A 13,743-nucleotide genomic window follows, 5' to 3' on the forward strand; every position below is an offset into this window, starting at 1 on the left:
CTAAGCTCCGTTCGCTGTTGGAAGCTTGCCCAGCTTTAATTGATTCAAAATATTGACCGGATCATTGCTGCGCTTCATTTCCCACAGCCTCTCGATCGGATAAGATTGGCCGCCGTCCTCCAAATCCCAAGTATGCGGATTGCTGACCGATACGCCGATTTCCTCGTAGCGGGCGATCAGGCTGTTAAGCCGTTCATCCGATTGAAATTCGAGTATCGGGAGTCCTTTAATACAGAGCTTGCCGCCTTGTTTAATAAATTCCAGATGGTTAAATAGTTCAGGGAATTCCTCGCGGATCGTATCCATTTGCTCGAACAGCCGATCCCAATCAAAGGCCGCTTGCAAATAAGTAAGCTCAGTACTGTGCTTCCGCGCCCACAGCGTTGTGTGGTTCCACGTAAAGTCGGATACGCCAAGCCCTTTGCGATATTTCTCGGCCGGCACCAACAGATCGGCTCTTCCGTCATGACGGGCAAGCAGCTCTTTAATGACGCCTTCCGCCTGCTCGTCGATTTCGAGCAGTACCGCCGCGCGGTCCGCAGGCAGCTTCAAAGCGGAGAAGTAGGAAGGAATCGGCCATTCATGAACGGATACAAAACGTTTCGCAATGGATTCGTCAGCCGCAAGCTCCAAGCCGAATTTCACCGCCGATTCCCATTTCTCGAACGTTACCGCCCACTGCATCCACTCTACCCGCGGCGCAAGCTTCACCTGCACCTCGGACAAAATGCCGATTGTCCCGTACGTATGGAGATAAGGCAGCATATCTTCGCCCGTTACTTCAATCGTTGTCGGCGGCGATGCAATCGTCTTAATCTTCATGGACTGAACGAAGCCATCCCAGATTGTGCCCCATGTAATCGAACCGATACCGCCGAAGCCGCCGTTCAAAAATCCGCCGATCGTCGCTTGCTGGAACGTGGACGGCATCATCAGAATTTCCTGGCCATTGCGTCGGGCCGCTTCGTCCATTTTCCCGAGGCGTGCACCGGGCTCGCAAACCATGTAGCCGTCGCCGATCTCCAGCACCTTATTCATATTGGCCAGATTAAGCACAGCCCCCCTAGTAAGTGGAACCGCTTGACCGTAGTTGCCTGTGCCGTTGCCTCTGACCGTAATCGGCACCTGCTCTTCTGCCAGAATTGAGATGGCAAGATCAAGCTCCGCTTCATTGCGCGGGCTGATGATGCACTCCGCGACTTTATCTTTAAGCTCTCTGGACAGCACCGGAGAGAAATGATGATAATCCATTGAAAATTTAACAAGCGATGGATCATCCCACCGTAAGCAATCGGGGTCTACTTCCGCTTTTAATCGAGCCTGCCATTCTATTCCCATCTTCAATCCCTCCACACTTTTACTTCGTTAACTAACCTTCCTGAGAAAAAATCAGTCGAGAAACTGGGTCGTGAACGCCTTACTGACATCCTGCTGCTTGGTCAAAACATGAATGTCCATCATTTGCTCTTGAATCGTTGCCCATCTTTCCTCGGTCATGTAGCCGATGCCGTGCTCTCTCGTTTGATCTGTTAATATAAATTCCTTCTGATGCTCCGCTTCATAATCCATCGCGTCAATCGGCATATCTTTGTTGTAGGTTTGTATGAAAGGATTTACGGTTTTGTAGTTATCCAAATAGTAATTCCAGCCTTGTTGGCTTGCCTTCACCATAGCCTCGACAATATCCGGATGCTTCGCAATGTAATCTTCCGTTGTGAATAAAATATCCGCATAATTGGCATACCCTGAATCTTTCACTTTAAGGTAGGATATGTCCACATTTTGCTGCTGGAGCACATACGGTTCGTTAGTGATGTAGCCTTGATTCAGCGATGTTGCGTCATTGAAAAAATTGTCTTATCCCCGATTCTCAATGCTGCAAAAAGTTCCGTCAGTTTATTTGTAAAAAAGCTGTTGTGAACATTTTACTAACATCCTGTTTTTCCTTTAGCATGCCGAGTTGCATGAGCTGATCCTGCAGAGTGTTCCATCTCTCCGTTGTCATATAGCCCATCCCATGAGTTATTGCGTCCCCAGTAAGAATAAGATCCTTTTGAACGAGGGCTTCATTATCCAGGTTTTCAACGGGTAAATCCGGATTGAACTCGTGAATGAAAGGATTTACCGTCTTATAATTATCATTGTAATAATACCAGCCTTGTTGGGTCGCCTTTACGACCGCATCAACCACATCAGGGTGCTCTTCCAAAAACTTCTCCGTCGTAAACAAAATATTAGCATAATTCGCATAGCCCGAATCAGCGATCTTAAGGAATGAAACGTCTATCCCTTGCTTTTGCAAAACGAACGGCTCATTTGAGATGTAGCCTTGATTAAGAGAATCCTTCTCTGCTATAAAGCTACTAAGCTGTCCTTGATAATTGATTTCCTTCACTTTATCTAACTTATATTTCATTTTCACGTATTCCCAGTACATAACTCCTGAAGTCACAAATAGTTTTTTACCGTTTATATCTTCAAAAGAATCGATGTTGTTGCCCTTGTGGAAAATCAGAACGCGAGGGTCAACTTGGAATGTCGTGTGCAGCGCGACTACTGGGATCCCTTGCTCCCTCGCTTTAAGAATGTCATCTGCATATGATATTCCAAAATCCGCTTTGCCCGACGCAACGATCTGTAATGCCGAAATACCAGGTCCTCCGGGTTCAATGGTCATATCAACCCCGTTATCCTTATAATAGCCCTGCTGAAGCGCCGCAAATAATCCACCGTCATTCCCTTTAGCAAACCAGGCCGTAATGATCTTTGAAGGAACAAGCTCTGTCGCCTTATCGGGTACTGAGTCTTTCTGATTGCTGCCGGAGACTGTATTCTTTGTCTGTTCTGCATCTGAAGAACATCCCGAAACGATAGTCAAGAATACTAATAAACAGCTTAGAACGATATTGCACTTTATCATTTGTCTCCCACCTATAACTCTGTTATTTTGATTAGGACTTAGGCAAAAATTCCGTCGTGAACGCTTTGCTTACATCCGGTTTGGAGGTCAGCATGCCGATCTCTGTCATTTGTTCAGCCAGCTTCTTCCAACGCTCTTGCGTCATGTAGCCGACGCCGTTATCCGCTGCGTCACCACCAAATACGAGAGGAATCATTGCTTCGGAAGCGTATTTCATGCTGCCGAGATTAATATCCGGGTTCTCATTTTGAATGACAACATTGATTTCTTCGTAGTTTTCCTTGTAGTAGTTAAAGCCTTTAGCGGTAGCCTCTACATAAGCTTTGACGATGTCCGGGTGATCCTTCGCGTAGCTCTCCGTTGTGAACAAAACGTTTGCATAAGGGTTATAGCCGGAATCGGCGTTCAACATGAAATCGACATCGACATTTTGCTGCTTCATTTCATACGGCTCGCTCGTTACATAGCCTTGGATAGCGGCTGTGTCGTTGGCCAGGAATGGAGCCAGCGATCCGGTGTAGGCCATCACCTTCGTTCCGTCGAGCTTATAGGTCTTCTTCAAATATTCCCAATAGACGGCACCGCTTTGGACGTAAACCTCACGGTTGTTCAGCCCTTCCGCCGATGTAATATTTTGATTGTGGTGAACCATGATGCCTTGCGGGCTCGTTTGGAACGAAGTGAATACCGTTACGAGCGGAATGCCATTTTGGCGGGCCAGCAAAATCTCATCCGCTTGCGCCATGCCGAATTGCGCCTTGCCCGAAGCGACGATTTGCGTAGCCGACACCTGCGGGCCGCCCGGCTCTATCGTCAAATCCAAGCCTGCTTCTGCGTAGTAGCCCTTCTCCTTGGCAGCATAGAGACCACCGTGCTCCGCTTGCGCAAACCAGTTGCTTACCGACGTTACCTTCGTTAATTCCTTGGAGGACGAGCTGCCGGAAGATGCCGCATTCGCGGCAGCATTGCCGCTGTTTGCGTTGTTTCCGCAAGCGCTGATCAATGTAATAGAAAGCACCAAAGCGACCGAGAACCATTTCGTAAAACGCGTGTTTTGATATTTCATAAGTAATTCCTCCTAAGAATTATGGTTATGGCAAGCAATAAGCGTTAGCTTCAATAATCATTGCGGCTGGCTGGTTAATGCTTCATCTCTGACTCATGCCAAGAACTGAGCAGCCACTTGGACAAGCGGTTCACAAGCAGGAAGAACACGATGCCGAGTACGGATGCGGACAGTCCGCAAGCGAACAGGTACGCGGTTTGGAGTCTCGTCGATGCAACCGTAATCGCGTAGCCGAGTCCGCCGTCGCCGCCGCCGATGCCGGCTATGTATTCGCCGACGATCGCGCCGATAACGGCCATCGAACAGGAAATCTTCAAGCCCGCAACGATGTAAGGCAGCGCTGCCGGGATGCGAAGGCGCAATATCGTTTGCAGCTTCGTTGCATTGTAGAGGTAAAACAGATTTTTCATGTTCTGGTCGGTCGAATTAAGGCCGATCAAGGTATTGGACAAAATCGGGAAGAAGCTGATTAGAAACGCGATAATAATGATGGCGTTCATTCCGGCACCGAACCAGATGACAATGATCGGCGCAATGGCGACAATCGGTATCGTCTGTAGAATAATAGCGTAAGGATAGACACTTTTCTCAACCAGCTTGGACAATGCCAGCAGAATCGCGAAGGCAATGCCGAGAATGGTGCTCACTACAAAGCCGATGAAGGCCTCAACAATCGTCGTCCAGACGGAATGCGTCAGGTTGGTCCAATTCTGCTGAGCCGCTTGAACGATGTCGCTTGGCTTCGGCAGCAGATAAGGTGCGATACCGAGTAGCCTTACAATAATTTCCCAGCCGCCGACGAAAATAATGAATACGGCAAGCGGAGGAAGTGCTTTTTTCAGCACCGCTGTCAAACCGTTTTCTTTGTTCATATTAACCGCCCTCACTGATGTTTTCTGAATATTCAAACAATTACTCGCAGAGGTAGATCCGCTGTTCGCATTGGCTGAGGTAGCTTCCATCCTCAACACCTCTCTTCCTATATTAATGCTTGAGTGCAGCTGAAACGATGCCGATATATTCGCTGAATTCCGGTTTCGTCCGGAAGGCCTCATCTCTTGGGAACGGGAACGGAATATCGATAATTTCAGCTATTTTGCCGGGGCGCGGCGTCATGACGACGACTCTTGTGGAGAGGAACACCGCTTCGAATACATTATGAGTAATGAATAGAACCGTCATTTGCTTTTCCTTGCTCCAAATGTTAAGCAGCTCATCTTGGAGTGTTTGCCGCGTAATTTCATCCAGCGCGCCGAACGGCTCGTCCATCAGCAGCAGCTTCGGTCGTGAGATCAGCGCTCTTGCGATCGAGACCCTCATCTTCATGCCGCCCGACAGCTGACGGGGCAGCCCCTTCATATGCTCCTTCAACCCAACCAGCTCAAGCACCCGCTCGCCTTCTGCATGACGCTCTTTCTTCGGCACGCCGCGCAGCTTGAGCGGCAGCGTCACATTCTCAAGCAGGTTGGACCAAGGCAGCAGCGTATGCTCCTGGAAGACGAAGGCGATCTCGTTATGCTTGCGCGCCTCGCGCGGGTTCGTCTGCAGTACGGACAGCTCACCCTCCGTATGCCCCGTCAAGCCCGTGATCATGTTGAAAATCGTTGATTTGCCGCAGCCCGACGGGCCTACGAATGAGAGAAATTCACCCGGCGAAACATCAAGATTCGCATTCTGAACGGCGATTGTGCCATTCGGATATATTTTGCCGATATTATTGAGCTGTACGAGCAGCTGCTCTGAAGCGGAGCCGCCCAGGGCGTTGAACCCTATCTTGCTGGTTGATGTTGCTGTTTGCATGCTCATTGGGCCACCTCCGATATTTTGTATGTAACTTTATGTTACATTTATAACTATTAGCTGTGATTCTATTACTTTGCGAAAGTATATCGCTGCATTTCGTTCGTTTTGCATTAAATATAGTATTCTCGCTGTCATTACGTTGTTTTCATGTTTTTATTATAGTCCTGAGGGCAAAATTCGTCAACAAGATTTTGTTAGGTTTTGTGACATATATAGTTTTTTTTTGTGAAAATGCTGCTGAATTTCGGTTTTATTGAGTTTAAAGCCTACATCAATGTTAGATTATGTTACTCAACCCCCGAACTAGGGCATGCGCGCACCTGTCGGTTGCAGCCTCATTATAAAGATCAGGCAAATCAAAATTATATGTACAATTGTAAGCTCGCTATGCTGGTGAAAATACGAAAAGACCGGATGCGATTGGTACACTCAATCGCATCCGGTCTTCATGTCGCTAGTCCCCTTCACCAGGGACTCGAAGCTTTATTGGTAGTACCTCAAAAATAAGGGAGGCAAGTATCCGGCATGATCAGCAATCCGATATTAACCGGTGTTAATCCCGATGCTTCATTTCTCCGCATTGGTGACGGTTATTATATTGCGATTTCGACCTTCGAATGGTTCCCGGGCGTACAGTTTTATCATTCCAAGGATTTGCAAAAGCCTCGAAATAATAATAGTCGCCGTACACGAATCGGTGGAGTGGAATCTGTATGGCTAGTTTCCTTAAAGCTCTCTTACGGAGACTACGCTCCAAGGCTCAAGCGTCAGGCTCAGCTTAAGGCTGCCGTTCGCATCTGCGGCAATGACATCGATTTTCGTCGATAATGCCGCTTCCTTCAACGTTTTTGTCTGCTCTCTCGTCGGCGGCTCTGCCTTATCTCTATTCAACAGTCTCCATAGGTTGTCCGTATCCAATCGCAAATCGATCTTCAGCGCTTCTGCATCTCTAATGGAGTCTTCTATTATACTTGCAAACACCTCAAACCATATCGTACCCTGTTTGTCTGGTTGACCATAATAACCGAATCGATCGCCGATTAACGCATTAATCTGAGCGTTGTACTGACCCACTTGATGATCAATACTTGCCTTCGTCTCATCGCTCAGCTCGTTCATTAACGAGTGATAGCTTGCTCCGTTTAATCGCTCCATGAAGAAGTAGTCCACATCGCATAGGTCATGACTGTTATCGTAGAATAGAATGGCTGCTACAGGCACTTGTGTATTCTCTGCAACCATTCGCATGGACTGCACTTCACTATACATCATATTTTTTTCATGATTCATGATAGTAGCATCGCCTGGCGGAGCAATCTTCAGCACGACCTCTTGGCCATTAGATAATTCAATCAGGTATGCGACATTAAAGAAACCTTCTGTCAGCTCCTTCACGCTTGCTGCTGTCCATTCGCCAAAAGCTCTTGCAACCATGCCATGAATCATCTCTTGCGACTGCTTATTCTTGGTTGCTATCCCCATTAATCGCATCATCTCCATTCCTAGCTACTATCAACTATTGGCATGAAGATTTATAGTGTCTCTATTCTACTCAAGTGGCCTCATCGTCCGCAGCACACCATAAATCCCATTCCATACATCTTCCGGTACGAACTTGAATTCAAGCTGCTTATGTCCATTAATTAACGAGGCTGGGATCGGATAGTGCTTCGTAATAAAGCACCGCTGGCGCTCGAAGGTCGACTTCTCGCTTACTAGCAATTGATCATTCGCATAGATGTTCATCACCCGATCCTGATGAATGCCGAAGTAAGTCACTTGAAGCAAGTTCTCGCCCTCTGGAATAACATCAAGCTTATAGCTGAACCAGCCCCCGGCATGAGCTACCCTGCCATTCTGACCATCCCATGCCCCCGCGAACGTCTCCTCGCCCTTAATCTCATGATGCAGCTCATACTGATCATTACCAATCTGGACACTATCAATGGTAGCTTCATTAACGAGAGCTTCCAGACGCACCTTCTCCATATGCTGCTGCAGTTCATCCGAATCTGCTTCTACGATCGTCCAATAGATGCCGTATCGCTCATGATGCTGTTGATAGTGTGGTGTAAAAACAAGCCGTTCGTCTTCATCCGTATTCCGAAGTCTGAACACCAGATCGCCGCCATCCCTCAACAGGTGCTGCTCAATGCCCGCGAGCCATTCCTCAGCGCTCATAGCCGCCGGAATAATAAAATCCTTAACGAGCATTTTACGCGTCGGCACTTGAACCAATATCCCTGTCTGAGCTTGTGTAAGATCTTCTGTACCGAGCGCAGCGCTTAACACAACAGGTCCGTATTGGAACCCTACGGCATGGTTATTGTCTGGCAGACTCGAGTAGAATAACGCCATCGGGAGCGTTACCGTAAGTGTATCACCATGCTGCCATTCCCGATTAATTACAATATATTCGCCTTTCAGCTCATAAGCAAGCTGCTTCTCATTCACATTCACAAGGACTTCGCCTCTTACCCAATGGGGAACTCGCAGATGAAGCTGCAAGGCTCTTCCCTTCTGGTCTTCTGTCTCTATTCGGAACGTGGCCTGATCCTGCTCAGGAATGCTGGAGAGTTGGTGGAGCGTAACTTGCTGCTCTATCCAATTCAGCTTGGAGCTGATGTACTGGTTAATATAGAGCTCATTAGCACGATGGAAATAGATGCTGTCATTGAGCTTCGTGAAGCTTTCCATCCCCGTGCCTGTGCAGCACCAGAAATGCTCGAAGGGCGAGCTGTATATTTTGAAATAGCCTGTAGCCATTGGTTGGAAATACATCGTCATGCCCGTGTCCGGATTCTGCGAGGAAAGAATGGCATTCATATAATTGGTCTCGTAGAAATCCGCATATTTGCGATCCCTCGTCAGCTTGAACAATTCACGAGTCAGCTTGAGCATATTGTAGCTGTTGCAAGTCTCGCATGTAATATCTGTCCGCTTGCTATTGAGGATGTCTGGTTCGCCAAAATGCTCAGATTCACTATTACCGCCCGTCATATAGCTATGATGGTAGACGACCATATCCCAGAAATTCTGAGCTGCTTCCAGATAGAAGCGCTCCTCGTCACCCAATACCAAGTAACGGTTCAATGCCCCAAGAAACTTAGGAATCGTCGTGTTGGCATGCTTCCCTTTCAAGATATCCTTGCCTTGCTGCACCGCCTCGAATAAGGGGAGTTCATCGAATCGATGCGCTGCATCCAGATGCTTCTGATCTCCTGAGATCTTGTACAGCTCATAGAGACAGTCATTCATGCCGCCATACTCGACTGCGAGAACGGTAGCTTGAAGCTCGTCTGACCATGTCGATGTTCGTGATGCCACCCAGTCTCCGAGTCTCACGACTGTATGGCGGGCAAGCTCCGATTGCGTAGCGTTATAGACGGACACCAGCCCCGCAATAATTTTGTGCATCGTATACCATGGAACCCATACCGGCTTCTTCTGCTCCACATAATCAAGGAAGACTTCCGGAAAAGCGGACAAATACCCATTCTCGAACTGACATAACGACAATTCGGAGGTCATATACGAGAGCCTCTCTAGCATCGCAGAGTCCTTTGTAGTCAAGTAAGCTTGCGCGCACGCAGTCAGATAGTGACCAAGCGTATGTCCGCGAATTTCAGTATCCTCCCAGCCTGGATATTTCTCGGCCTTCGGCTCCAAGCCCCGCGTTTCTCTGAATCCCGCTAGCAAGCGGTCTACATTATAGCTGTTCAAATAGTGCAGCTCTTTCGCAAAAGCATTAATGTGGTAATCGCCGGTCAGCACCACTTGCTCCAACTCAAAATCCTGCAGATCCTGTCTCTGTATCGCCGCTTCTGTCATTTTCATTACAATGCCACCCTTCATAGTCGAGTAATCAAATGCTACCTCCAGATTACCTGTAAGTGCATATGAAGATAAGTGGCGAAACGTTCGAATTTGTGTAAAAAAGTCAGTTAATGATCATTGTTATTCCGATATCATCCTGCTATTCTTAGATGACTAAGGGTAGAAAAGGTGGCGATACTCCCGATGCTAGGACATGCCTTTAACGTAGAGAAGCCGCTCACTCTTAAGATGACAGGCAAGTTCGCCTCTCCCTCGCCTGAATGGATGCATATGACAAGAGTGCTGATGGATTATGAATTATTCGTGCAGACGAGAGGACATTTATATATCGCAGATGGCGAGGAAGAGCATGACCTGCAGGAAGGGGATTTCCTGCTTATGAGTCCCCGAACCAGACAATTCGGCTATCGTTCGTCCGATTGCAGCTTTTATTGGCTTCATTTTATGACGGAGGAGAATGGGGCTGGCTCTTGTCCTATTGACTCCTATGAGCCCCATTCTGGAAGCATTCTCATTCCGAGAAAAGGCAGCCTCACCAGTACGGACAAACTCATTGTTATGATGAAGCAGCTGCAAGATTCGGTGAGAAATTATCAGGATGCTACGCTTAATAACTATATGACAACGAGTATTCTATGCGAGCTATATAATCAATCGTATCTGTTCAAGAATGCGCCTAACCGCAAGCTTAAGCAGCTTCAGCTCTATAATGATATTGTCGATTATATTAAGTGGAACCGGTTCGAACAGCTGAAGGTGTATCAGATTGCGGACTATTTTGGCTATAATACCAAATACCTCACCCATCTCTTCTCAACCATTTCCGGAGTGTCAATCAAGCAGTTCATAGTGCAGCAGAAGCTTGAAGCCGCATCCTTCCTGCTAACGGATACGAACCAGACCATCAATGAAATTGCAATGCAGCTCGGCTATCATGACAGCCATCATTTCATGAAGTCCTTCAAGCAAATGACGAATCTTACGCCAACCGAATTCCGTAACGCTTCGGCTAATCGCTTGTTGTTCTACGAGTAACCACAACCACCTTATGATTCCTTTACTCTTCTGAAGAGTTCCAAGCATTCACTAAGGCTTCATATTCGGTTCGAGTAATATTCAAGATGGAACCATGTCTTTTAAGCGTGTTGCCTAGATTATATTCATTCTCACTCAAGCTGTGGAATTGACCGCTGGATAAATCCTCAGTAACCAGTGGCAGATAACCCTTCTTAGCTGCAAATTGATCGACCATCAGACACCACTCGTTCCGATCATTGAATTTGAATACAGCTGGCCCTTCTACCCCGAGAATGCTATCAAGAACAGGTGAATTCAGATCAATGAACGATGAAGGTGACAAGGAGCTGCTTCGTTCAACTGTAATGCACTTCTTGGTTTCATCTTTAGAGAAGCGGTAATACGAGTTCCCATCCTTGATGATGGTTGTATCGATAATATGATGGTCACGTTCAATATAGATTTCAGGCTTGGAGAAGCTCTTAAAATCCTTCGTTCTGAAGCTGTAGATGATTTGTTTGGGCGGATTCTCGTCCCTCTTGATCATGGATGCCCAGAATATCAGATGTTCCTCTGTTTCCTCGTCATAAATGGATTCTGGCGCCCATACACATCCTGCGTCGGGAAGATCTACCTCAACGCTTCTCTCCTGTGACCAATGAACAAGATCCATGGATTCCCAGACAATGATTGATCGGCTTCCGCTGTATTGAGCGACATCCCAGCCTTTTCCGCTAGCAATTCGCAGATCCGTCGCAATGATGTAAAATTTGTGATCCAAAGGAGATCGAATAATGAACGGATCCCGTACTCCACATTCCCCTATGCCGGATTTCAATACGGGTTGTCCATTATTCAAGTCCTTCCAATGCAGGCCGTCTTGGCTTAATGAGAAATAAACCTGCTCTCCACCTTCATCCTCAACCGTAAAGTAAACAAATAGATAAGCTTCATACGGTTGATCTATCAAATGATATAATGACATTTGCTCTCCTCCAAACACCAATGTTTTTGCTTCAGTTGTGTATACATAACTCTAATCCGTTGAATCTTCCTCCATAGAAATGAATAGCCCTTGATTCATTAGCATCTCTGATGAATCAAGGGCTGAATTGCATGCTTTTCTTAAATTTAAACAATCGCAGCGATGATCATTCCTTTTCAATCACTCATGCTGCAGCTTGTACGGGTGACAAGCCTGCTCAATCTAAGGGGCGAATTGTATGGCATCGTATTATGTTACATTGGCTTTGGCTTACCCTTATCCGTCTTCCTTTTCCACGGATTTATCAAAGGAATTCCAGTAGAGCTGGAGGAAGCTGCTACAGTTGATGGTTCTAGTCCCTACGGTGTTTTCTTCAGAATTGTATTCCCCCTTTTAAAACCAATCATTGTAACGGTCATCATATTGAACACACTTTGGATTTGGAATGACTATCTGCTCCCGGTACTTGTGATTGGAGGAAATAAAGAGCTAACAACCTTGCCTCTGGCCGTCACTAAGTTTTTCGGGCAATACACTAGAAAATGGGACTTGGCATTACCTGCACTTACTATGGCCATTAATCCTGTTATCTTATTTTTTCTATTACTTCAGCGCTATGTTGTAGAAGGTGTTACAGCTGGTTCCATTAAAGGCTAGCAATAATGTCCTCTATTTCTAGCAACATAATCCGTGTTCGATTCAACAGAATTTAACTAGAATGGCTGTGTAGGCCAATAACTAAGGAGGACTAAACATGAAGAAGCTGGTAAGTTCAATACTTCTTGTACCTGCTTTAATGCTGACACTCTCAGCATGCAGCAGCACAAACGAACCGAATAACAAAGGGGTGCCTGTCGAGTCTGGAAATCAACAAGAAACACAAAAAAAAGATATCACGATTAGAATGTTTCAGTACAAAGTTGAGATCGCCGATGCCCTTGCAAAGCTAGCAGAAGCCTATAAAGAAGAGAGCGGCGTCACAATTGAAATTGAAACTCATGGCGGGGGAGAAGATTATAACGCGCTTCTAAGAGCCGAACTTGCAGCAGGCTCTGAACCCGAAATATTCAATAATGGAGGCTTCGTTGGTTTAATTCCTTATTTGGACTGTGCCACTGATCTCACCCATGAGACATGGGCGCACGACCTGATTGAAACGTCGATGGTAAATTGTATGGCATGCCGATGAATGTCGAAGTTTACGGTTTGATTTATAACAAGAAACTGTTTGAACAAGCCGGAATTACGGAAGAGCCTAAGACTCTTCCCCAGTTGAAAGACAGCGCAGATAAGCTAAAAGCTGCAGGAATCACACCATTTGAGGCTACCAACGAATGGTGGTCGCTGGGCATGCATCTGGTAAATGTCGGACTTGCTAATCAACCTGACCCTAAAGCCTTTATCAAGGAATTAACAGAAGGTACGACGACAATTAAAGGAAATGCAGTTTTCGAGCAGTGGCTGGATTTAGTTGATCTCATCTTCGCTAATGCTCAAAAAGACAAAATGAATACCGATTACGCTACGCAAGTATCCGATTTCAGTTCTGGCAAAGCAGCCATGATGCTGCAGGGTAACTGGACGCAGTCCGATATCGACGAGATTGATCCGAATCTGGAACTGGGTATTCTGCCTCTTCCGATTAATGAACAAGAAGGAAAAGTCATGATTGGTGTGCCGAGCAACTTCATTGTCAACAGCAAGTCTGAGCATCCAGAGGAAGCAAAAGCCTTTTTGGAATTGGCTCGTTACCTCCGATACTGGAAAAAGCTTTATTACGAAGGAATTTAAATTCATTCCAGCATTGGAAACGATGGAGGCAACGGAAGAGGACATTGGACAGGTTGCCGTTGAACTTCAGAATAAAGCCGCTGATTCGCTCGGCTGGAACTGGGATCTGTTCCCCGATGGCGTGACCCAAGGTTTTGGAGCAGCTATGCAAGAGTACATGGGAGAACGCATCTCCCGAGAACAACTACTGGAGAAGCTTGATCAAGCCATTCAGGAAATTGTGAAAAAGTAAGATACATGGAGGCTGCCGAGACTACTCGGACAGCCTTATCTACACACTATCATATCTCATACGGTGAGCTTTCAACACACTTTTGAAAGCGT

At 46.6% G+C, this 13,743-nt stretch carries 14 protein-coding genes and 1 pseudogene; 6 read left to right on the top strand and 9 right to left on the bottom strand.

The genetic code is table 11. From position 1 onward, the window contains the following. The 6 genes from AC6ESP_RS20465 to AC6ESP_RS20490 all read right to left on the bottom strand — a co-directional run bounded on the left by AC6ESP_RS20465 (position 1) and on the right by AC6ESP_RS20490 (position 5,786). The gene (locus AC6ESP_RS20465) at positions 1–1,338 is read right to left on the bottom strand and encodes an FAD-binding oxidoreductase (RefSeq protein ID WP_497098596.1); all 1,338 of its coding nucleotides are present in this window, start codon (positions 1,336–1,338) and stop codon (positions 1–3) included. A 51-nt stretch (positions 1,339–1,389) separates the two neighbouring features. Beyond that, complete coding sequence (locus AC6ESP_RS20470) at positions 1,390–1,830, bottom strand: ABC transporter substrate-binding protein (RefSeq protein ID WP_497098671.1); 441 nt, start codon at positions 1,828–1,830, stop codon at positions 1,390–1,392. 61 nt (positions 1,831–1,891) lie between these two features. Further along, entirely contained in the window at positions 1,892–2,920 is a 1,029-nt protein-coding gene (locus AC6ESP_RS20475; protein ID WP_497098597.1) for an ABC transporter substrate-binding protein, read from the bottom strand. Between the two features lie 31 nt (positions 2,921–2,951). Continuing rightward, positions 2,952–3,986, bottom strand: a complete 1,035-nt coding sequence (locus AC6ESP_RS20480; RefSeq protein ID WP_497098598.1) for an ABC transporter substrate-binding protein — start codon at positions 3,984–3,986, stop codon at positions 2,952–2,954. A 74-nt stretch (positions 3,987–4,060) separates the two neighbouring features. Continuing rightward, positions 4,061–4,858 carry an ABC transporter permease gene (locus tag AC6ESP_RS20485; protein ID WP_497098599.1) on the bottom strand — a complete coding sequence of 266 codons (798 nt, stop codon included), beginning with the start codon at positions 4,856–4,858 and terminating at the stop codon, positions 4,061–4,063. A gap of 112 nt (positions 4,859–4,970) precedes the next feature. Then, a complete protein-coding gene (locus AC6ESP_RS20490) occupies positions 4,971–5,786 on the bottom strand; it encodes an ABC transporter ATP-binding protein (protein ID WP_497098672.1) in 816 nt (271 codons plus the stop codon). Positions 5,787–6,314: 528 nt separating this feature from the next. Here AC6ESP_RS20490 and AC6ESP_RS20495 point away from each other — a divergent pair. Continuing rightward, a complete protein-coding gene (locus AC6ESP_RS20495) occupies positions 6,315–6,617 on the top strand; it encodes a family 43 glycosylhydrolase (protein WP_497098600.1) in 303 nt (100 codons plus the stop codon). On the opposite strand, the gene AC6ESP_RS20500 is transcribed toward AC6ESP_RS20495, so the two are convergent. After that, the gene (locus AC6ESP_RS20500) at positions 6,516–7,271 is read right to left on the bottom strand and encodes a phosphotransferase family protein (protein ID WP_497098601.1); all 756 of its coding nucleotides are present in this window, start codon (positions 7,269–7,271) and stop codon (positions 6,516–6,518) included. The genes AC6ESP_RS20495 and AC6ESP_RS20500 overlap by 102 nt on opposite strands. A 66-nt stretch (positions 7,272–7,337) precedes the next feature. Further along, positions 7,338–9,626: a beta-L-arabinofuranosidase domain-containing protein gene (locus tag AC6ESP_RS20505; RefSeq protein WP_497098602.1), complete on the bottom strand. Its 2,289-nt coding sequence runs from the start codon at positions 9,624–9,626 to the stop codon at positions 7,338–7,340. Between the two features lie 183 nt (positions 9,627–9,809). Between AC6ESP_RS20505 and AC6ESP_RS20510 the strand changes: the two genes are divergently transcribed. After that, positions 9,810–10,661: an AraC family transcriptional regulator gene (locus AC6ESP_RS20510; protein ID WP_497098603.1), complete on the top strand. Its 852-nt coding sequence runs from the start codon at positions 9,810–9,812 to the stop codon at positions 10,659–10,661. 22 nt (positions 10,662–10,683) lie between these two features. Here AC6ESP_RS20510 and AC6ESP_RS20515 read toward each other — a convergent pair whose 3' ends face one another. After that, positions 10,684–11,628 carry a glycoside hydrolase family 43 protein gene (locus AC6ESP_RS20515; RefSeq protein ID WP_497098604.1) on the bottom strand — a complete coding sequence of 315 codons (945 nt, stop codon included), beginning with the start codon at positions 11,626–11,628 and terminating at the stop codon, positions 10,684–10,686. A 153-nt stretch (positions 11,629–11,781) separates the two neighbouring features. On the opposite strand from AC6ESP_RS20515, the pseudogene AC6ESP_RS20520 reads away from it, so the two are divergent. The 4 genes and pseudogenes from AC6ESP_RS20520 to AC6ESP_RS20535 form a co-directional block, all read left to right on the top strand. Next, a pseudogene (locus tag AC6ESP_RS20520) lies at positions 11,782–12,285 on the top strand (carbohydrate ABC transporter permease); the annotation flags it as partial. A gap of 97 nt (positions 12,286–12,382) precedes the next feature. Next, complete coding sequence (locus tag AC6ESP_RS20525; protein ID WP_497098605.1) at positions 12,383–12,817, top strand: hypothetical protein; 435 nt, start codon at positions 12,383–12,385, stop codon at positions 12,815–12,817. Beyond that, entirely contained in the window at positions 12,814–13,419 is a 606-nt protein-coding gene (locus AC6ESP_RS20530) for an ABC transporter substrate-binding protein (protein WP_497098606.1), read from the top strand. Before AC6ESP_RS20525 ends, AC6ESP_RS20530 begins: the two co-directional genes overlap by 4 nt. Positions 13,420–13,441: 22 nt before the next feature. Next, positions 13,442–13,651, top strand: a complete 210-nt coding sequence (locus AC6ESP_RS20535; protein ID WP_497098607.1) for a hypothetical protein — start codon at positions 13,442–13,444, stop codon at positions 13,649–13,651. Positions 13,652–13,743 lie beyond the last annotated feature (92 nt).

The organism is Paenibacillus xinjiangensis (assembly GCF_059686975.1).